The 20,282-nt window shown below is 64.9% G+C and carries 21 protein-coding genes; 12 read left to right on the top strand and 9 right to left on the bottom strand.

All coding sequences use genetic code 11. From position 1 onward, the window contains the following. Positions 1–3: 3 nt before the first annotated feature. The 4 genes from AC1RRT_RS17220 to AC1RRT_RS17205 are packed head-to-tail and all read right to left on the bottom strand — an operon-like array spanning position 4 to position 3,563. Positions 4–651, bottom strand: coding sequence for an ABC-type transport auxiliary lipoprotein family protein (locus tag AC1RRT_RS17220; protein ID WP_493015042.1), 648 nt, complete (start codon positions 649–651; stop codon positions 4–6). Beyond that, positions 648–1,619 carry an MlaD family protein gene (locus AC1RRT_RS17215; RefSeq protein ID WP_493015041.1) on the bottom strand — a complete coding sequence of 324 codons (972 nt, stop codon included), beginning with the start codon at positions 1,617–1,619 and terminating at the stop codon, positions 648–650. The genes AC1RRT_RS17220 and AC1RRT_RS17215 overlap by 4 nt, the downstream gene beginning before the upstream one ends. A gap of 4 nt (positions 1,620–1,623) precedes the next feature. Then, positions 1,624–2,436: an ABC transporter ATP-binding protein gene (locus AC1RRT_RS17210; protein WP_493015040.1), complete on the bottom strand. Its 813-nt coding sequence runs from the start codon at positions 2,434–2,436 to the stop codon at positions 1,624–1,626. After that, positions 2,436–3,563 (bottom strand): ABC transporter permease, encoded by a 1,128-nt coding sequence (locus tag AC1RRT_RS17205; protein WP_493015039.1) that lies wholly within the window; start codon positions 3,561–3,563, stop codon positions 2,436–2,438. The genes AC1RRT_RS17210 and AC1RRT_RS17205 overlap by 1 nt, the downstream gene beginning before the upstream one ends. Before the next feature lie 150 nt (positions 3,564–3,713). Between AC1RRT_RS17205 and otnI the strand changes: the two genes are divergently transcribed. Further along, a complete protein-coding gene (otnI, locus tag AC1RRT_RS17200) occupies positions 3,714–4,526 on the top strand; it encodes a 2-oxo-tetronate isomerase (RefSeq protein WP_493015038.1) in 813 nt (270 codons plus the stop codon). Here otnI and AC1RRT_RS17195 read toward each other — a convergent pair. The 3 genes from AC1RRT_RS17195 to AC1RRT_RS17185 are packed head-to-tail and all read right to left on the bottom strand — an operon-like array spanning position 4,516 to position 7,449. Next, entirely contained in the window at positions 4,516–5,814 is a 1,299-nt protein-coding gene (locus AC1RRT_RS17195; RefSeq protein ID WP_493015037.1) for a TRAP transporter large permease, read from the bottom strand. The genes otnI and AC1RRT_RS17195 overlap by 11 nt on opposite strands. Beyond that, positions 5,811–6,341, bottom strand: a complete 531-nt coding sequence (locus AC1RRT_RS17190) for a TRAP transporter small permease (protein ID WP_493015036.1) — start codon at positions 6,339–6,341, stop codon at positions 5,811–5,813. Before AC1RRT_RS17190 ends, AC1RRT_RS17195 begins: the two co-directional genes overlap by 4 nt. Before the next feature lie 58 nt (positions 6,342–6,399). After that, positions 6,400–7,449, bottom strand: coding sequence for a TRAP transporter substrate-binding protein (locus AC1RRT_RS17185; protein ID WP_493015035.1), 1,050 nt, complete (start codon positions 7,447–7,449; stop codon positions 6,400–6,402). A 212-nt stretch (positions 7,450–7,661) separates the two neighbouring features. On the opposite strand from AC1RRT_RS17185, the gene AC1RRT_RS17180 reads away from it, so the two are divergent. Then, the gene (locus AC1RRT_RS17180) at positions 7,662–8,801 is read left to right on the top strand and encodes a TRAP transporter substrate-binding protein (protein WP_493015034.1); all 1,140 of its coding nucleotides are present in this window, start codon (positions 7,662–7,664) and stop codon (positions 8,799–8,801) included. Positions 8,802–8,808: 7 nt separating this feature from the next. On the opposite strand, the gene AC1RRT_RS17175 is transcribed toward AC1RRT_RS17180, so the two are convergent. Then, positions 8,809–9,546, bottom strand: coding sequence for a DUF6969 family protein (locus tag AC1RRT_RS17175; RefSeq protein WP_493015033.1), 738 nt, complete (start codon positions 9,544–9,546; stop codon positions 8,809–8,811). A 168-nt stretch (positions 9,547–9,714) separates the two neighbouring features. Here AC1RRT_RS17175 and AC1RRT_RS17170 point away from each other — a divergent pair, with 168 nt between their 5' ends. The 10 genes from AC1RRT_RS17170 to AC1RRT_RS17125 all read left to right on the top strand — a co-directional run bounded on the left by AC1RRT_RS17170 (position 9,715) and on the right by AC1RRT_RS17125 (position 17,644). After that, positions 9,715–10,098 (top strand): c-type cytochrome, encoded by a 384-nt coding sequence (locus tag AC1RRT_RS17170; RefSeq protein WP_493015032.1) that lies wholly within the window; start codon positions 9,715–9,717, stop codon positions 10,096–10,098. A gap of 130 nt (positions 10,099–10,228) precedes the next feature. After that, positions 10,229–10,825, top strand: a complete 597-nt coding sequence (locus tag AC1RRT_RS17165) for a gamma carbonic anhydrase family protein (RefSeq protein WP_493015031.1) — start codon at positions 10,229–10,231, stop codon at positions 10,823–10,825. 108 nt (positions 10,826–10,933) lie between these two features. Next, complete coding sequence (locus AC1RRT_RS17160) at positions 10,934–11,551, top strand: RNA polymerase sigma factor (RefSeq protein ID WP_493015030.1); 618 nt, start codon at positions 10,934–10,936, stop codon at positions 11,549–11,551. 3 nt (positions 11,552–11,554) lie between these two features. After that, entirely contained in the window at positions 11,555–11,998 is a 444-nt protein-coding gene (locus AC1RRT_RS17155) for a hypothetical protein (protein ID WP_493015029.1), read from the top strand. 6 nt (positions 11,999–12,004) lie between these two features. Beyond that, complete coding sequence (locus AC1RRT_RS17150; RefSeq protein WP_493015028.1) at positions 12,005–12,562, top strand: periplasmic heavy metal sensor; 558 nt, start codon at positions 12,005–12,007, stop codon at positions 12,560–12,562. Positions 12,563–12,681: 119 nt separating this feature from the next. Then, complete coding sequence (gene denD / locus AC1RRT_RS17145) at positions 12,682–13,701, top strand: D-erythronate dehydrogenase (protein ID WP_493015027.1); 1,020 nt, start codon at positions 12,682–12,684, stop codon at positions 13,699–13,701. Between the two features lie 123 nt (positions 13,702–13,824). Further along, positions 13,825–15,012: an acetylornithine deacetylase gene (gene argE / locus AC1RRT_RS17140; protein WP_493015026.1), complete on the top strand. Its 1,188-nt coding sequence runs from the start codon at positions 13,825–13,827 to the stop codon at positions 15,010–15,012. A gap of 1,072 nt (positions 15,013–16,084) precedes the next feature. Further along, positions 16,085–16,504 (top strand): hypothetical protein, encoded by a 420-nt coding sequence (locus AC1RRT_RS17135; protein WP_493015025.1) that lies wholly within the window; start codon positions 16,085–16,087, stop codon positions 16,502–16,504. A 196-nt stretch (positions 16,505–16,700) separates the two neighbouring features. Beyond that, positions 16,701–17,141, top strand: coding sequence for a PAS domain-containing protein (locus AC1RRT_RS17130; RefSeq protein WP_493015024.1), 441 nt, complete (start codon positions 16,701–16,703; stop codon positions 17,139–17,141). Then, on the top strand, positions 17,138–17,644 hold the full coding sequence (locus AC1RRT_RS17125) for a PAS domain-containing protein (RefSeq protein ID WP_493015023.1): 507 nt from the start codon (positions 17,138–17,140) through the stop codon (positions 17,642–17,644). The genes AC1RRT_RS17130 and AC1RRT_RS17125 overlap by 4 nt, the downstream gene beginning before the upstream one ends. Here AC1RRT_RS17125 and AC1RRT_RS17120 read toward each other — a convergent pair. Beyond that, the gene (locus tag AC1RRT_RS17120) at positions 17,641–20,211 is read right to left on the bottom strand and encodes an ATP-binding protein (protein WP_493015022.1); all 2,571 of its coding nucleotides are present in this window, start codon (positions 20,209–20,211) and stop codon (positions 17,641–17,643) included. The genes AC1RRT_RS17125 and AC1RRT_RS17120 overlap by 4 nt on opposite strands. Positions 20,212–20,282: the final 71 nt, after the last annotated feature.

Here is a 20,282-nt window from a genome sequence, read left to right as displayed (position 1 = left end):
GCCTTACAGAAAATCCTTGCGCATGTTGCCCAGCGACCACTGCACGGTGTCGCGCAACACCGCGCCCAGTGCCTCGTCAAACGCCTCGATCACCTGAGGCAGGGCCGTGCCCTTGGCCTTGGCGCGGCGCGAGAAGTTCATCGAGGCGACGATCTGCTGCCGCGTCTGGCTGACCAGCTTGGCGTTCAGCGCCACCAGCACTTCCGGCACGTTGCCGCCGTCTTTCAGCTCGGCCTGGAATTCACGCAGCTCGCTCTTCAGGTTGAAGTCCGAGCGCAGGCCCACCGACTGGCGCCCGACCGAGACGATCTTGCCGGTATTCTCGAAACTCTCGACCAGCAGGGTCTGCACCATGCGCGGCACCCGCTCGGCCCAGCGCACCTCGGCGTAATACTTCACCTCATAGGGCGTGGTGTAGATGGCGATGCGATGTGTATCCAGCCCGCCCGCCGCATAGGGTTCCTCCACCACCAGCTGGTAGTCCACCTTGGGCAGGTCCCCGCTGAAAGTGGTCTTGGGCGACAGCGTGTAGAGATTGGAGGGCGGCGTCTGCGGCAGCAGGCCGCCGCAGGCAGATAAAGGCAGTGCCGCGCCGGCCAGCAGCAGGCTGCGCCGAGTCATCATCGACATGGTCGTGGTCATGGCGCTCATCGACGGGCTCCTCCCCCTTCGGTCCGGTATTCGGCATCGCGATTGCCGAACAGCACGGCGCTCGGATCGTCCTCCAGCCGCTGCGCCACGCGCGACAGGCTGGTCACCAGGCTGCGCGCCTCGGCGATGAAGCGGCGGAACTCGCCGAAGCCATCAGTGGTGATGGCATTGATCGGCGCACGGTTCTCTTCGGCAATGGCGCGGAGCTGCGCCAGGGTGGCACGCGCATCCTTCAGCGTCGCGGCCACATCACCATCCAGCATCTTGTTGCTCTGCTTGAAGGTATGCTCGGCCTCGGTCAGCAGGTTGTCCAGCTTGCCGGCGATCTCGCCGGCAGCGGCGGCCATCTTGGCGATATCGGTGCCGGTGCGCTCGAAACTGTCGATGGCGCGGCCGATGCTGTCCTGCTTGGCGGCGAGCTGGCCGGTGACCGCCTTCATGTCGGCGATCATGCCGCTCAGGTTCTTCAGGTTCTCGTCGCTCAGCACCTGGGCCGCACGGTTGAACAGCTCTGGCGCGGCTTCGACCAGCGCCTCGATGGCCGAGGATTTCGAGCGGATGATCGGATAGTCCTTTGGATCGCTGCCGCTCACCACCGGCAGGATCTCGGCGCCCCGGCTGCCCGGCGAGATCTGCACATAGGATACGCCGGTGATGCCCTGCAGTTGCAGCGTGGCTTCCGAATCGCGGCGCACCGGCGTATCGGCGCCGATCTCCACGATCACCAGCACACGGCTGGTATCGTCGCGGTCGATCACGATCTGGGTGACATTGCCGACCTTGATGCCGTTGAAGCGCACATCGCCGCCGACGCCCAGACCCGCCACCGAGCCGGTGAAGTAGATGTTGTAGCGGGCGATGTCGCGGTCGGTGCGGCTTTTGGCCAGCCACAGCGTGAAAGCCACGATGGCCACCAGGAAGACCAGCATGAAGCTGCCGATCAGCAGATGATTGGCACGCGTTTCCATTATGTCACCTCTTCTCCAGCAGCGCCGTGGCGGCGGCTGCGCGGGCACGCGGCCCATGGAAATACTCCACCACCCAGGGATGCCTGTCTTTCAGCATGACATCCATCGGCCCGGTCAGCAGCACCTTCTTCTCGGCCAGCACGGCGATGCGGTCGCAGATGGCATGCAGCGAGTCCAGGTCATGCGTCACCATGAACACGGTCAGGCCCAGCGCCTTCTGCAGGTCGCGCACCAGCTGGTCGAAGGCCGCCGCGCCGATGGGATCGAGGCCGGCGGTCGGCTCATCGAAGAATACCACTTCGGGGTCCAGGGCGAGCGCACGGGCAAGGCCCGCGCGCTTGCGCATGCCGCCCGACAGCTCGGCGGGGAACTTGCCGGCGGCATCGGCTGGCAGGCCCACCATATGGACTTTGGCCGCCGCGATCTCGTCCAGCAGGTCCTGCGACAGGTCGTAGAACTCCTTGAGCGGCACCTGGATATTCTGGGCGACGGTGAGCGAGGAGAACAGCGCGCCATCCTGGAACAGCACGCCGAAGCGCTGGCGCACGGCGCGCAAGTCCTGGGGACTGCCCTCGATCATGTCGGTGCCCAGCAGCCGGATGCTGCCGCCCTTGGTGCGGTTCAGTCCGATGATGCTGCGCAGCAGAACCGACTTGCCGGTGCCAGAGCCGCCGACCACGCCCAGCACCTCGCCGCGATAGACATCGAGGTCGAGGCTGTCATGCACCGGCGGACCCTCGAAGCGGTTGACCAGCCCGCGCACCGAAATGACGACATCGGGCTGGCCGACACTGCGGGCAGGCTGTTCCGTTTCCATCACAGCCCCATCACGCTGAAGATGATGGAGAACAGCGCGTCGAACACGATCACCAGGAAGATCGACTGCACCACCGAGCGCGTGGTCAGGCGGCCGACGCTTTCCGCATCGCGCTTGACCCGCATGCCTTCGTAGCAGCCAACCAGCGCGATCAGCACGGCAAAGACCGGTGCCTTGACGATGCCCAGCGTGAAATGCCGCAGCGCGTTGCCGTCATGCAGGCGGCGGAAGAACATGAAAGGGTCGATGTCCAGGTTGTTCCAGGCCATCAGCGCACCGCCCAGCAGGCCCATGATGTCGGCGAAGAAACCCAGCACCGGCAGGGTCAGCACCAGCGCGAAGACGCGTGGCAGCACCAGCACCTCGACCGGGTCCAGCCCCAGCACGCGCATGGCGGCGATTTCCTCGTTCACCTTCATGGTGCCGATCTGGGCGGTGAAGGCGCTGCCCGAACGGCCGGCGATCAGGATCGCGGTCAGCAGGATGCCAAGCTCGCGCAGCACCGAGATGCTGATCAGGTCGACCACGAAAATCTGCGCGCCAAAGCGCTGCAGCTGGCTGGCGCCTTGATAGGCCATCACCATGCCGATCAGGAAGGACAGCAGCCCGACGATCGGAATGGCGCGCAGGCCGGTCTGCTCCATATGGTGCACGACCGAGGTGAACCGCAGGCGCTGCGGCTTGCCGATCAGCCGCAGGAAGGTTTCGGTCACCTCGCCGATGAAGGCGATGAAGCGCAGGGCCTCGCGGCCGAAGAAAACGGTCAGCCAGCCGAAATAGGTGATCAGCGCGATCACGCCGCTGCCGGGGCCGGGCCGCATCGGCACCGAGGCATCGGCACCCTTCACATAATCGACCAGCGCTTGGTGCTCGGGCCGCAACCCGCCCCAGTCGAGCTTCACGCCCTGCTTCGACAGCGCCGCATCCAGCCGGCGCAGCAGGATGGCGCCGGCGGTGTCCAGCCGCTCGATGCGATTGGTGTCCAGCACGGCCTGGCGCAGCCCGCTCGCTTTCACGGCCTCCACGCCCTCCAGCAGGGCCGCGGCACTGGCCAGCGTCCAGCTGCCGCTGGCGCTCAAGCGCAGCCGGCTGCCGTCGCGTTCCGCCTGCAAGATGCCGTTCGCCATGAGGTCCCTGGGAGTGGCCGGAAGGAGGCTGGGAAAAGAAGAAGACTTGCCCAACAGTTAGCAGAAATGACAGTCTCGGAAAACCAACGTCCGATGACAGATCGGGTTCTCGGCCAGAAAGAAATCCGGGAGAGAATCCGGGGGGAAACCATGCCGCGCTTTGCTGCCAATCTGAGCTTCCTGTTCCAGGAGGAGCCCTTCCTGGACCGCTTCGCCGCGGCCGCCGAGCAGGGCTTCCAGGCCGTGGAATTCATGTTCCCTTATGACCACAGCGCCGCCGCCGTGGCCGCCGCCGTACGGGATTCCGGCCTGCAGGTCGCGCTGTTCAACGCACCGCCCGGCGACTGGGCGGCCGGCGACCGTGGGCTGGCTTCCCTGCCCGATCGTCGCCAGGACTTCCGCGCCACCATCGGCCGCGCCTTTGAATATGCGCAGGCGCTGCGCTGCAAGCAGGTGCATGTGGTCGCCGGGCTGCAGCCGGCCAAGGCCGACCGCCGCGCCATGGAGGCCTGCTACATGGACAACCTGGCCTGGGCCGCCCAGCAAGCCGCGCAGGTCGGCATCACCCTGATGATCGAACCGATCAACCAGCGCGACATCCCCGGCTTTTTCCTGAGCGACTTCGACTTCGCCGAGCGGGTGATCAAGGAGATCAACACCACGAACCTGCGCCTGCAGTTCGATGTTTATCATGCCCAGATCATTCATGGTGATCTGGCCAAGCGCATCGAGCGCCAGATGCCGGTGATCGGCCATGTGCAGATCGCCAATCCGCCGGACCGGCGCGAACCGGGCAACGGCGAAATCAACTACGACTATATTTTCCAGCGGCTGGATGCGCTGGGTTATGATGGCTGGATTGGCTGCGAATACCGCCCGGCCGGGGCGACGGCGGACTCTCTGGGCTGGATCCGCACCTACGGCGTCACCCCGCCCCCGAAGAAACGCAGCGTCACTCCATAAATTTCGGCAGCCATAGCACGATGGCGGGGAATGCGATCAGCAGGCCCACGCGCAGGATGTCGGCTAGCACGAAGGGCAGGATGCCGCGTATCACGGTCTCCAGCTTCACGTTGCCCACACCCTGGATGACGAACAGGTTCATGCCCACCGGCGGCACGATCATGCCGATCTCGACAATCGTCACCATGTAGATGCCGAACCAGATCGGGTCGATCCCCAATGCCTGCACGGCCGGATAGACGAAGGGCAAGGTCAGCAGCATCATCGCTAGGTCATCCATCAGCGCGCCGAGGATGACATAGAAGACCGTGAGCAGGACCAGGAACATCGTCGGGCTGAGGCCCAGCGCCTGGATATGCTGCACCACCAGCTGCGGCGCGTTGGTCACTTCGAGGAAGAAGTTGAATAGCCCCGCGCCGATCAGGATCAGGAAGATCATGGCGCTGGTGGCCGCCGTCTCCAGCAGTGAATCCTTGAAGCGGCCCGGCGTCAGCGTGCGGCTGGCCAGCGCGAAGATCAGCGCGCCGACCGCGCCGACCGAGGCCGCCTCGTTGGGCGAGAAGATGCCGATGAACATGCCGCCGATCACCACGGTGAACAGCAGGAAGACCGGCCAGACCGTTTTCATGGTGCGGCGGCGGTTGGGCCAGTCCATCTTCTCGCCGGCCGGACCGCTGGCCGGATTGAGGCGCGTCACCACGGTGATCGCCAGCATGTAGAGGCCCGTCCCCAGAACACTCGGGAGCAGCGCCGCGATATACAGCTTGCCCAGCGACTGCTCGGTCAGCAGCGCATAGATGAGAAGAATGATCGAGGGCGGAATCAGAATGCCCAGCGTACCGCCGGCCGCCACCGTGGCGGTGGCGAGGCTGTCGGCATAACCATGACGGCGCATCTCGGGCAGCGCGACGCGGCACATGGTGGCGGCCGTCGCCACGGCCGAGCCGCAGATCGAGCCAAAGGCCGCACAGGCACCCATGGTGGCCAGCGCCAGGCCGCCACGATAATGGCCGAGGAAGGCATAGGCCGCGTCATAGAGTTGGCGCGACAGGCCCGCGTACGTTGCGAACACGCCCATCATCACGAACAGCGGCACGGTGGAAAGACTATACGGGATGACGGCCTCGAACGGCGCCGACCCCATCATATAGGCCAGCCCATCCCAGCCCTGCAGCCACAGGAAGCCCACGGCACCCACCACGCCCATGGCCACAGCGACCGGCACCTGCACCACCATCAGCAGCAGCACGGCGACAAAGCCGGCGATCCCCATCATCGTCGCGCTCACAGGATCTCTCCCTTGTGCTCGACCGACGGCAGGCGATCACGTCCAGTGATGACGACGCCCAGATGGCGCGCCAGAATCACGGCAACAACCAGCACCGTGAAGAACGAACCCGCCAGCAGCGGATACCAGAACCAGATCATCGGCAGCGCGATGGTCTGCGACCTGTCGCCCATCATCGCCACCGTGTTGGCCTGCCCGATGCCGTACCAGCCAATCGCCAGCATCAGCAGGCCGCCCAACAGAACGGCAAAGACACGCGCCAGCGCCCGGCCGCGCGGCGGCAGGAAATTCACCGCCACATCGACGGCGACATGGCTGTCGGTCATGAAGCCATAGGGGATGGTGAAGAAAGCGGCGGCGACGATCAGCATCTGGGTGATGTCGACGGTGCCGATGATGCCCTGCCCACCCATGTTGCGGATCACGATATCGAGGCAGGTGACCACACCGGCCAGCAGCGCGCAGCAGGCCCCGACCACGGCAAGCCAGGCGGTGGCGCGATCGGCCAGGCGATATAAAGCGAGCATAAACACGGTCCTGCAGAAACGAACCGCCCCGCACTGGGCGGGGCGGTTGAAAGTTTTCTTAGCGTTTGCCGCCTTCGTATTTGGCGACGCGCTGCTGCATCTCCTTGAAGATGTCGCGAGCATCCTTGACACCCTGCCCTTCCAGGTCGGTGAGCAGCTTTTCGGTGGTGGGCTTCAGCGCCTCGCGCCAACGGGTGCGCTCGGCCTCCGACAGCGAGGTCATCACGTTACCCTTCTTGCTGGCGGCTTCCAGGCCCGGCGCATCCCACTGGTTCCACCAGTCGCCGAAGCGCTCGGTCAGCGCGGTGCCGGTGGTGTCGTCGATGGCTTTCTTCACATCGGCCGGCAGGCTGTCGTATTTGCGCTTGTTGATGATGAAGTAGAAGCTCGCGGTGTAGGAGCGTGCATCGAGGTGATACTTCGTCACTTCAAAGAGGCGGAAGGAATTGATCGGGTCCCAGGGGAACACCGCACCATCAATCACGCCGCGCTGCAGGTTCTCGTAGACATCGCCCGGCGGCAGGCCGACCGGGGTCGCGCCCAGCTGCTGCAGCATGGCGTTGATCTGCGGGCTGGGCGACCGGATGCGCAGGCCCTTCAGGTCGTCCATGGTCTTGACCTGCTTGGCGCCGGTATGGATCAGGCCGGCATTATGGGCATGCAGGCCCAGCACCTTCACCGTGTCGGGGAACTCGGCCGCGAAATGCTTGGGGTACATATCCCACAGCGTGCGGCTGGCGGCATTCGCGGTCTCGACCAGGAAGGGGAATTCGATGATGCCCATGCGGTTGAAGCGGCCAGCCGGCACGCCGCGCAGGCCATGGGCGATGTCGACCACGCCGCTCACCGCCTGCTCCAGCTGGCGGGCCGGATTGCCGAACGCGCTGCCCGCCGGATAGACGGTCAGCTTGACCTTGCCGTTGGTGCGCTTGGCCAGCTCCTCGCCCCAGGGCACGAACCAGTCGCGGTGCATGCCGTGGCCGGGCGGCAGGAAATGGCTCAGCTTGAGCTCGATCTCCTGGGCACTGGCGGACGGCGCCGCCCCACCCCATATGACAGCGGTCAATGCTGCACTGCACAGCAACGTGATGACGCGAGACATTGCCATAGTGTCCTCCCGGGACAGGTCTTCGTTATCGTTTCTCTACCTTGCGGCAGGTTAGTTTCATGTGAAACTAAGGTCAAGCTGACGCCCGATCATCCGTGTATGCGTAGACGGCCGGCCCGGCAGACGCCTATTGTCACACACGATTACAAAGCCCGGCGCTGGTGGGCCCGAACAGGGCGGTGTGCGCAGGCAGGGGAAAAGGTAGTTCTGACATGGCACGCCTGGTCACGGTTGCCGGCCTGGCATTGGTACTTGGTATTCTGATCGGTATCGGCGCCGTTTCGTTGCAGCGGTCGGCCAATACCCCGGAAGCGCGTGCCATCAAGGATCCCGACACTGCCCTGAACGCCAGCGCCCAGGCCGTGACCGAAGCGCCCGGTCGTCCCGTCGTCATCAAGCTGGCCAGCGCCGCGCCGACCTCGGCGCCGCAGATCGGCACCATGGCCGTGGCGATGGTGGAAAAGCTGTCAACCGCATCCGACGGTAATATCGAAATGAAGGTGTTCGAGCCCAACATGCTGGCGCCGAATGCCGAGCTGTTCGCCAAGGTCTCGGACGGCAGCATCGACGCCGTCTGGTCCTCGCCCAATTTCTTCGCCGACCGCGACAGCGTCTTCTGGCTGTTCTCCACTGTGCCGTTTGGCCCGTCGGCCGGCGAGTATCTCGCCTGGCTGTCCTACGGCGGTGGCCAGGACCTGATGGACGAGAGCTTCGCCCGCTTCAACATCAAGCCGATCGTCTGCACCGTGCTGCCGCCGGAATCGGGCGGCTGGTTCCGCCGCGAGATCAACACCGTGGCCGACCTGAACGGCCTGCGCATGCGCTTCATGGGCATCGGTGCCAAGGTGATGCGCCGGCTCGGCGTCGACACAGTGGCGCTGAGCGGCGGCGACACCTTCTACGCCCTGCAGAGCGGCAGCATCGATGCGGCGGAATTCTCCCTGCCCTTCATCGACCTGCGCTACGGCTTCGAGAAGGCGGCGACGCATTACTACTTCCCCGGCTGGCACCAGCAGAGTTCGCTGATCACGCTGCTGATCAACATGAAAGTCTGGGACAGCCTGACGGATGCGCAGCGCGGCCTGATCACCAATGTCTGCGGCGACAATATCCGCGAGAGCCTGGCCGAGGGCGAAGTTCAGCAGGTGAAAGCCCTGCAGGAAATCCGCGCCCGGGGCGTCAACATCCACACCCTGCCCAAGCCGGTGATGGATGCGCTGAAAACCTCGTGGTTCCAGGTGGTGAAGGAAGAAAGCGCCGCCAATCCGGAATTCAAGAAGGTCTGGGAGAGCTATCACAGCTTCCGCAAGGCCTACACGGAATGGCGCAACCTGGGCTATCTGCCCAATTGATGCTGGTTTAGGCCGCTAAGGAGCGGCGCAGCTGGCGCACCCGGCGTTCCACCGAGATATCCAGCGAAGCGGTCACTTCCAGGCTGCGGTCTTCCAGCGCGTCGCCGCGCGGATTGGCGCGGCCGCGGGCTTCCACGGCGGCGTCGCGGCGGCGGATCAGCTCGACGATCTCGGGCTGGAACAGCTGCAGCAGGCCGTTGAGCCAGCGGTTCACCTCCTGCGAGGGCCAGGCATGGCGCAGCTCGAAGCGGCTCAGCATCGCGATCACCTCGCGCGCCGGGAACCAGGTCTCGTCCGTCACCCAGCGGTTGGTGGTGAACAGCCGGATCGGCTGGCCGTAATGATCCATGGCGACGCCGACGATATGGGCCAGCGCCTGCTCGCCGCGCGGCCAATGCTTGCCGATCGTTTCCTCGGGCGAGCAGCGGCCCACGCCCGCCTTCACATAGCGGGCCGGCTCGAACTGCTCGGCCTGCACATGCGGCCGCTGGAAGATATGGAAATGCCCGTGCTCGCGGTCGTCGTTGCGATGGGCATGGTAGTAATACTGCGCGCCGGTCGAGGGATCGAAGACATCGCCGACGGGATAATGCTGCTGCTCGAAGAAATCCTCTTCGCCGCGCAGGAGTTCGGCCACCAGGTTGCTGCGTTTGGCCGCCAGATCGCGCTGGACCAGCAACACATCGTTGCCCGCCGTCAGCATCGCCTGCAGCCGCGCCCGCTCCAGATTGGCCATCATGTTCATACAGCACTTCCCCTGCACTCAGGCGGGGCAGACTACGCAGCGGCGTCTTAAGCACCGGTAAATGCGACACCGCGTCACGCTTCCTTTCCCGAGTCGCTGTGCTACTTTTTTCGCTGTCGGATTATTTTCCTCCAGCGACTCGTACCCTTGATTGAAGGAGCCCCCCATATGTTGCGTCTTTTGCTCGGTATCGCCGCCCTCGGCCTGGTCGGCATTTCTTCCGCCCCCAGCGCTTCTTGGGCGGCCGGAAATCCGGAGGAGGGCAAGAAATCCTTCGCCAAGTGCCGTGCTTGTCACCAGCTGGAAGCCGGCAAGAATGCCGTCGGCCCCAGCCTCGCCGGCGTGTTCGGCCGCAAGTCGGGCAGCATGGACGGCTTCAAGTATTCCGATGCCATGAAGGCCAAGGCCGTGGTGTGGGACGAAAAGACCATCGCTGAATACATCGCCGATCCCAAGGGCTACATCCCCGGCAACAAGATGGTCTTCCCCGGCATCAAGAAGGAAAGCGAGGTCGCCGACCTGATCGCCTTCCTGAAAGACGCCACCAAGTAAGCGCGTCCATATGTGACGGTGACGGGCCTCCCCCATGTGATCCTGGCGGGAGGCCCTTTTCGTCTCCGGGGCACCTTTCTCCCCCTGTCCGCGTTGGATAAGCTGGCCCCAACCAGACGGAGGAAGAAAAATGCCCGCATACGGCCCCGACGTGGTCCTCAACAATCCGGCCTATATCCACGACACCGCGCAGATCTACGGCAAGGTGCGGCTGGAGGAAGGCGCCTCGGTCTGGATCAACGTCGCCATGCGGGCCGAGAATTACGAGATCGTGGTCGGCGCCCATACCAACATCCAGGATTTCTCGATGCTGCATGTGGGCAGCCAGACCGGCACCTATGTGGGCGCCCATGTCTCGATCACCCATCACTGCACCATCCATGGCTGCACGATTGGCGACAACTGCCTGATCGGCATCGGCTCGACCATCATGGACGGCTGCGTGATCGGCGATAACTGCATCATCGGCGGCCACACCTTCCTCAAGGAAGGCACCGTGATCCCCGCCAACTCCGTCGTGGTGGGCAGCCCCGGCAAGGTGATCAAGACCCAGAACAACTATGTGCGCTGCCGCCTGAATGCCTGGATGTATTACCGCAACGCGCTGGCCTACAAACAGCAGCAGTACCGCGACTGGGACGCCCCGGACATCGCCAAGGCGGTGGGCGCCGAGATCGCCCGCCTGACCGAGGAGCTGAAAGCCCTGGAAGCCGCCGGCCAGGCTTGATCTTCGGCCTGATGCCTGCCTGAAAACCGCCCTATTCCGGGCGCAGGAATCCGCCCATGCCCCCGTGTAACCCTCCAGACGATAACGGCATGAGCAGGACTGTTTCCCATGTTCGCTTCCCTCGCCCTGCCGCGCCTGGAAACCAGGCCGGCTGAGCCCATGAGCGATGTCGACGCCGCGCTGATGCAGCGGGTCGCCCGTGGCGACCACGCGGCCTATCGCCTGCTGGTCGACAAATACCTGCGCCATGCCGTCACCATGGCCTACCGCGTGCTGTTCGACCGCGCCGATGCCGAGGAGGTGGCGCAGGAAGCCTTCCTGCGCGTCTGGCAGCATGCCGGCCGCTGGCGCGCCGATGGCGGCGCCAGCTTCAAGACCTGGCTCAACCGCGTGGTGGTGAATCTCAGCATCGACCGCCGGCGCAAGCCGAAGATGGCGGTGCTGGACGACCAGCCCGAACCGATCGACGAACAGACCGCCTCGCCCTATGAAGCGCGGCTGGCGCACGAGACCGGCGACCGCGTCGCCACCGCGCTGCAGAAGCTGCCCGAGCGCCAGCGCGCCGCCATCCTGCTCTGCTTCTGGGAAGGCGAGAGCAACATCGATGCCGCCAAGGCGCTGGATATCAGCGTCGGCGCGCTCGAATCCCTTTTGATCCGCGCCAAGCGTAGCTTGCGCGACGACCTCGCGCCCAGCCTGGGCGGCAACGGTCGGGACAAGGAGTAAGTCATGGATATGGACCGTTTCACCGACCTGCTGGATGCCTGGGGCGCCGATCTCGACCGCTGGCCCAAGGCCGACCGCGAAGCCGCCGACCGGCTGCTGGAGTCTTCGACGCCGGCCCGCGCGCTGCTGCGCGAGGCCGCGCATTTCGATGCCCTGCTGCTGAACGCCGCGCTTCCCTCGGTCGAGCCGAGCGATGCGCTGCGCAGCCGCATCCTGGCGCAGATCGCCGCGCGCCCTGCCGTCAATGCCGGCTGGCGCAGCCAGATCGCCGAGGCGCTGGGCCTGCTGTTCCCCACCGGCCGCGCGGTGCCGCAGTTCGCCGCGCTGGCGCTGGCGCTGGCCATCGGCATCGGCGCGGGCTTCACCAATGTTGCGCTGCTGGATACGCAGAACGATATCGTCACGCTGCAACTGGCTGCGGCGACGCCGGTTTCGCTGGAGGATTGAGTCATCATGGCCGACACCGCCACTTCCCCTGCTGCGCCGAAATCCCGGATGAACCGCTGGCTCGCCGCCGGGCTGATCGTATCCGTCGCGGTCAACCTCGCGCTCATCGGCTTCGCCGGCACGCGCGTCTGGCAGCACCGCAGCATGAACCGCATGCCGGCCAGCCATGTCGAGGAACAGGTGGCGCGCCGCCTGCCCGACCATGCCGCCCAGGCCTTCCGCAAGGCGGTGGAGGAGACCCGCAAGCCGGGCCAGCCGCCCTTCCACCAGATGCGCCGCGAGCTGGCCGAGACCCTGGCCGCCGAGCCTTTCGACCGCGCGAAATTCGCCAGCCTGCTGGCCCAGCATCGCGACCGGCTGGACGATTTCCAGCAAAGCATGCAGGCCGGGCTGCTGGCCGCTGCCGACGCGATGACGCCGGCGGAGCGGCAGGAATATGCCGAGCGCCTGCTGCATATGGGTCCGCCGGGCCTGTCGCCGCGCCGCGCTGAACGACCCGACCGTCCTGATGGGCCGCGCCCCGACCGCCCGGATCGCCGGGACGGCCCGCCGCCCCTGCGTTGATCTGTCGCGCAGGGCTGCTGCACCGCACTCGCCGTACCATGGGCTGTACCACTGCCCTGCGCCTTGTCTGGCCGCGCCGAGGTGATTAGCGTGGGCGCTTCTTTCCGCAAGGAGCGTCCATGATCAATGTCGTCATCACCGGCGGCGCCGGTTTCATCGGACAGAAACTGGTCCAGGAACTGCTGCGCCGCGGCACGCTGGCCGGGCCGGATGGCAAGCCGCAGCCGATCGCGCATATCACCCTGTTCGACACCGTGAAGGCGGCCGGGCCCATCGATCCCAAGGTCACCATTCTGGCCGGCGATATCGGCGATGCCGCCGCGGTGAAAACCCTGATCGGCAGCAACACCAATTCCGTCTTCCATCTCGCCGCCATCGTCTCGGCCGGCGCCGAGGCCGATTTCGAGGGTGGCTATCGCGTCAACTTCGAAGGCACGAGGCATGTGCTGGAAGCCTGCCGCGCGCTCCCTAAGCCAGCCCGCGTGGTCTTTGCCTCTTCCGTGGCCGTCTATGGCGGCGACGACCTGCCGAAAATCGTGCTCGACAGCACGGCGCAGCGGCCGACCACCTCCTACGGCGTGCAGAAGCTGTCGGGCGAGCTGCTGGTCAACGACTACAGCCGCAAGGGCTTCCTCGATGGCCGCAGCATCCGGCTGCCCACCATCATGGTGCGCCCGGGCAAGCCGAACAAAGCCGCCAGCACCTGGGCCAGCTCGATCATCCGCGAACCGCTCTCGGGCGTCGATGCGATCTGCCCCGTGCGGCCGGACAGCCCGATGGCCTGCCTCTCTCCTCGCCGCGTGGTCGATGCCTTCATCCGCGCCCATGACCTGCCGGCGGAAAAATTCGGCAAGGACCGTGCGCTGCTGCTGAGCGGCATCCGCGTCACCGCCGGCGAGATGGCGGCCGCCGTGGAGCGCGCGACCCCGGCTCTGAAGGGCGCCAACCGCAAGGTCGGCACCATCCACTGGACGCCCGATGCGGCGATCCAGAAGATCGTCGACGGCTGGCCCGGCGCGACCAGCTCGCAGCGCGCCACCGACATGGGCTTCACCGTCGATGCCAGCATCGACGAGATCGTGGAGTCTTTCATCGCCGACGACCTCGACGCCCAAATCAAGAGTCTCCAGTCCAACTAGCGATTTTTGTGTCATGGCCGGGCTTGTCCCGGCCATCCACGCCTTACAAACTGAGCAATCAAAGACGTGGATGCCCGGCGCAAGGCCGGGCATGACACCGTTGGTAAAACAAAGGTACTCCCCATGACCTCCCCCAAGCCCAGTAAAAATGCCCTCGACATGATCACGCAGCTGGTCGAGATGCCGACCGTGAGCCGCGATTCCAACCTCGACCTGATCCACTGGGTGCGCGACCACCTGAAAGGCCTCGGCGTCGACAGCACGCTGGTGCATGACGAGACCGGCAAGAAGGCCAACCTCTATGCCACCATCGGCCCGCAGGACAAGCCGGGCATCGTGCTGTCGGGTCATACCGACGTGGTGCCGATCGATGGCCAGGAATGGGACACCGATCCCTTCAAGATCGTCGAGAAGGACGGCCGGCTGTATGGCCGCGGCACCTCGGACATGAAGAGCTTTGTCGCCATCGCGCTCTCCTATGCGCCGAAATTCCTGGCGCAGAAACTGGAAACCCCGATCCACTACGCCTTCACCTATGACGAGGAAGTCGGCTGCCTCGGCGCCAAGCGCCTGATCGAGACATTGAAGAAAATGCCGGTGCGGCCCAAGGCCTGCATCGTCGGCGAGCCGACCGAGATGCAGGTGATCGCCCAGCACAAGGGCAAGAAAAGCTGGCGCGTCGATGTGCGCGGCTTTGAATGCCATTCCTCGCTGACCCACCAGGGCGCCAATGCCGTGGAAGCCGCCGCCGAGCTGATCGCCTTCATCAAGGCGCTGGCCCGCAAGAAGCGCGACAACGGCCCGTTCGATTCTGAATTCGCCCCGCCCTACACCTCGCTGCATACCGGCGTGGTGAATGGCGGCACGGCGCTGAACATCGTGCCGAAGGACTGCTACTTCCTGTGGGAGATCCGCTACCTGCCGCAGGACGATGTTGACGCGCTGTTCGCCGAGGTGGTGGCCTATGCGAAAAACAAGCTGGAGCCCGAGCTGAAGGCGATCGATCCCAATGCCGGCTTCACCTTCAGCCAGGTGTCGGAATTCCCCGGCCTGTCGACCGACGACCGCGCCGGCGTGATCGAACTGGCCAAAGCGCTAACCGGTGCCAACCGCGTGCAGAAGGTGGCCTTCGGCACCGAGGCCGGGCTGTTCTCCGAGCTGGGCATTCCCACCATCGTCTGCGGGCCCGGCAATATCGAGCAGGCCCACAAGCCCAACGAGTTCATCGCGCTGGAGCAGGTCGCGCTCTGCGAGGCCTTCATGGACCGGCTGCTGGAGCGGGTGCGCACCGGCAACGGGATTCCGGCCTGACGCATCCGGCCCTGCTGAACTGACAGTTATCTCTTCACTCACAGGCGCCGCGCGGCTTTGGCTGCGCGGCGTTTCGTGTGTTTGGGCTTCGTTTGGCTTCGTTTCTAGCGCTGGTGAAATCGGCGCGGGTGGTTGCACAACCGGCGTTGCACATTTCTGCTGACGCCGCGCGCCACAGGCCGCACGCAGACGATCCGTGATCTCGGCCGCCGCCACGGCCTCCTTCTGCTTGATCTCGGCGCTCAGCCAGCCCAGCACATCGGCGGGCAGCGCCGCATCGCCCATGATGCCGCGCCGCAGGGTGGCCGAGACCAGCGCCGGGAACTGCGCGCGCGTCAGCTCGCGCTGCCGCTCCAGCGCCAGGCGGACATAGGTGGCAAACCGCGTGCTCTTGTGCAGATGCGACCAGATGCGCTGCTCAGGGATGTGAAGCGCATCGGCGATGAGCGGAATGCGTTCGCCCTCGGCGATCCGGCGCGCGACGCCGCGCCAGTCGATCAGTTGCGGGCGCTTGCGGGGCGGTTTGGAAACGCGCGCGGGCGGCGGGACCCAGGGCGTTTCGTCAGCCGTACCAAGGGTTTCATCCTTGAACGGGTCATAGGCTTCGCGGCGTGGCGACATGGCTTTTCTCCTGCTGGAAGGCACAGGAAAGACATGATACCGCAGGTTTGCAGGAATAAGAACAAAAAAAGAACATTTTGTTCCAATGGAAAAACAAATAAAATCAGTGATTTAAAGCACTCAACACCACCAACAGGACGGTCAGGGTTCTGATGCCATCGAGGAAAAGCCGAAGCCAGTGATAGAGAGGAGGCATTGCCGCACCTTGCTGTCGTTGAAAGCTGAACTGTATCGCCTGCGGCCAGGCTTGGCATTTGGCCGAATGGACGAATGCACCACATCGTCAGAAGCCGTCGCATCATTAGGCCATAAGGCCGATCTCACCGTTGATGCCCCTGCCCTCCCACGACCGTTTCTATACCAAAGCCCAATGCGGCAACTGTCGGAATCAGGCGTATAATCGCATCCGATACGGCAGACCATCTGCCCGCACGTCCCGCATGAGACGACCATGACGACACCCGAACCGCTCGCCCTCTTCGCCACCATCGTGCTGCTGTTCCCGATGGGCTACCTGCTGCTGGCCTGCCCGGCCTTCCTGCTGGTGCGGCTGTCGCATCCCGCCATCCCGCGCCTGATGCGCGCCATGTTCAGTGGCTATTTCCTGATGCTGATGGTCACCGGCGGCTTTGCCACCTTTGCCTATGCCGCCACCAACCACACGGTCTTCGCCGTCGCCATGTGCCTGCTGGCGGGCGCGGCCTTCATGGGGCGCCGCTGGTTCCTGCAGCGCATCGATGCCGAGATCGTCGCCCGCGATGCCGGCGACACGGGCGCGGTGCGGCGGATGCGCCTGATGCATGTGGGCGGCATGGCGGTCAATGCCCTGATCCTGGCCGTGTTCATCAACCGCATCACCACGATCTTCTAAGCCAGGCGGACCGAAGCCGGAGCTGCCGGCCACATCCGGCATCCACACACCTTTAACCCTACCCTTGCGAGAATAGTCCCGCATTCATACGGGACTATTCACTCTGTCAGACGCAGCGATCCACCCGAACCTCGCCGCCATCACCGCCGCGCTCGATGCGGCGGAGAGTTCGGTCATTGCCGATTTCCTGCGCTACATGCAGCGCATCCACCCGGCCGACCGCCTGCCGGGACGGCGCGACTTCGACCCCATGCATATCCCGGCGCTGCTGGGCCATGTGGTGCTGGCCGAGGTGCATCGCCGTCCCCTGCCCGAGCCGCCGCGCTTCTACATGCGCGTGGTGGGCGAAGTGATCCAGAATGCCGCACCAGTCTCGATGGCCAACCGCTATCTCGACGAGCTGGACGGCAAGCTGCTGGCGCCCGGCCCCGCTGGCGAGCGCAGCAATGTCATCGCCGATGTGCGTCGTCAGGTGGTGGAAAGCGGACGGGCCTATTACTGGCGCGGGCCGCCGCGCATGAAATTCCGCTTCGATTACGACGATCTCGAATACGTGCATTGTCCGCTGGCCGACGACGGCCGTAGAATAGACCGTATCCTTTCGGCCTTTTTCTACCGCGGCGGCGAGCAGGCTTGACGCATCCCAATCTGGCGGCCATCACGGCGGCGCTGGCGGCGACCAGGAGCTCTCTGATCGCCGACTTCCTGCGTTACCTGCAGCGCATCCATCCCGCCGATCGCCTGCCGGCGCGCGCCGCCTTCGATCCGATGATGCTGCGGCATATGCTGGAGCATCTGGTGCTGGTGGAGGTACGGCCGGGAGAGCATGGCGATCTGCGCTTCTTCGTGCGCGTCGCCGGCGAGCTGGTGCTGCGCGCCGCACCCGTACCGCTGATGAACCGCTATCTCGAAACCAGCGTCAATCTCGACAAAAGCAAGCCCGACGACAGCCAGGCCCGCATCCTCGATCCACGCCGGCGCGTGGTGCAGAGCGGCACGGCCGTGCACTGGCGCGGCCGGGTCAACATCCCCTTCCGCTTCAACTTCGCCGATGTGGAATTCGTGCATGCGCCGCTGGCCGAGGATGGCGTCACCGTCGACCGCATCCTCTCGGCCTTCGTCTATCACCTGGGCGATTAGGAAGCGGCGCCCGCCTGCAGTGGCCGGTCGCGCTGCTCCACCTCCGTCAGGGCGTCGTCAATGGCGCGCAGCAGCGCCTCTACGTTCAGCGGCTTGGTCAGGTAGCGGAAAAAACCGCTTTCCAGGCCGCGCTCCACGCTCTGCGGCATCGCATCGGCGCTGAGCGCCAACACCGGGGTGAGCACGGTTTCGGGCTGCAGACGAAGCTGCTGCAGCAGGGCGAAGCCGCTGACATCTGGCAGGTTGATGTCGAGGATGATCAAGTCGGGCCGGGTCTCGCTTGCCATGGCAAGGCCGGCCTGGCCGGTCGTCGCCTCCATCAACGTCACATCCTTCAGCGTGCCGATGATATGGCGCATCAGCGTGCGATTGCCCGGATTGTCCTCGACATAGAGGATCGAATAGCCGGTGCGCTGCGGCGTCGCCGCCATCGTCGCCGCAGGCGCGGCGACGATGGCCTCGGCCATCTCCATCTCGTCGGTGCTGACCGGCAGATCGATCCAGAAGCAGCTTCCCTCGCCCGGACTGCTGGTATAGCCGAGCGTGCCGTCCATCAGCTCGACCAGCTTGCGCGTCAGCGACAGACCGATGCCGGTGCCCTCCACCACCCCGCGTTCGGCGCCGAGCCGGTTGAAGGGCTGAAACAGTTCCCTCTGGCGCTCGAGCGGGATGCCGATCCCGGTGTCGTGCACGCTGATGCGCACATGACCGGCGTCGAGCAGCTCGCAGCCGATGGTCACGCGGCCGTTGGGCCGGTTGTACTTGATCGCATTGGTGCCCAGATTGATGATCGCCTGCGCCAGCCGCACCCTGTCCGCCCGGATTTCGGGCATGCCGAGCCCAGCTTCGCCCGCCGAAAGCGTGATGCCGTATTTGCGCGCATCCCCCTGCAGATTGGCGACCACCGATTTCAGCAGCGGTAGCAGCGCCACCGGCTCGGGCATGATGGTCAGCTTGCCGGCCTCGATCTTGCTGAGCTGCAGGATGTCGTCTATCAGGCCGAGCAGATGCTTGCCGCTGTCGAGGATGGCCTGGACGAATTCGGTCTGGCGCGGCGACAGCGTGCCGAAATGGTTGGTGGAGAGAAGCTGACCGAAGCCGAGGATGCCGTTCATCGGCGTGCGCAGCTCATGGCTCATCGAGGTTAGGAAATCGGACTTGGCCTGATTGGCCCGCTCGGCCTCGGCCCTGGCCTGCTCCATCGCCTCTTCCGCCTGCTTGCGCGCCGAAATGTCGCGCATGGTGCCGAGGATTTCCCGCGGCTCCCCAGTCGCCGAATCACGGATCAGCCGGAAGTTCACCTCGACCCAGACCCAATGACCATCCTTGTGACGGATGCGGTTGACCGAGACGCCGCGGTCCTGCCCACCCGCCATCTGCGCGCTCACCCCCTGCACTACTGGCGCATCCTCGGGATGAATCTGATCGAGGGGATGGATTTTTATCGCCTCTTCGGGCGTGTAGCCGATGATGTCGATGGAGGCCGGCGAGACATAGTGGCGAGTCAGGTCGAGGCCGAGCCGCACGATCATGTCGCGCGATCCGTCGGCAATCTCGCGATAGGCCTCGGCAGCTTGCTGCGCAGCGCGGTCCGCGGTCTGACGCAGGCCGATCTGGCGCGTGAGGTAGAGGCCTAGACCGCCCAGAATCACCGCCAGCAGGATCGAACCCAGGATGAAATTGCCGGCGCTGTCGTACCATTCGGCCAGAATATCGTTCTGCGCCAGCGCCACAGCGACCACCAGCGGATAGGACTCGATCCGGCGATAGCTGTTCAGCCGCACCACGCCGTCGGTGGAGGAACGGATTTCCACGCTGCCGACCGGACTCTTCGGCAGGTGGTCGCGGAAGATGCCGCCCTGGCGCAGGTCGCGACCGATATTGTCGGCGCTGAATGGTCGCCGCACCAGCAGGAAGCCATCGCCCGAAGCGAGTAGGATCGAGCCGTTCGGGCCGATATCAAAATTCTGGTAGAAGGCCTGGAAATAATCGGTCCTGACCGTGGCGACGATGACGCCGGCAAAGCTGCCGTCCAATGCATCGATCCGGCGCGTCACTGGAATGACGAAACCGCCGGTGGCGCGGCTCTGGATCACCTTGTCGAGAAAGGCGCCGGACACCGTCCGGTCGCGATGGACCTGGAAGTAGGTGCGGTCGGCGACGTTAATCGCACCGTCGGTCGCGGTGCTGACCACGACATCGCCGCGTGCATCGATATAGGACAGACCGGCGATCTGCGGCAGCACCGCCATCAGATCGTCGAAGGTCTTGCGTAGTTGGCCCACGCTGCTGGCATCACCCTTGTTGGCCAGGCGCCCGGCCAGGCCGAACAGCACGCCGTCGATGCCGCGAACCGTGTCCTCTGCATGCTGCGCGATCGAGCGGGCCAAATTGTCCGTATTTTGCCGGGCATAGGTGATGGTGGCGTTGCGGTCCTTCCATAGGACCAGGGTGTCGAGACCGACAAGCACCAGACAGACCAGAGCCGTGAAGGCGAAGGTCATGGCGCGCGGCGACAGCCGGATCGTCCGGCGCGCTGCCCGGCTGTCGGCCTTCTGGAGATCCATGCTCCAGCTCCCTCTCCACCGCATCCCAGCGATGCGGCCTGCCCCTGATTCTAAAGCCTCCGGGCAGGGCT

The organism is Ferrovibrio sp. GW821-FHT12B10, assembly GCF_058807515.1.
The sequence above is the reverse complement of the archived record's forward strand: the minus strand, read 5'-3'. Positions and strand labels throughout refer to the sequence as shown.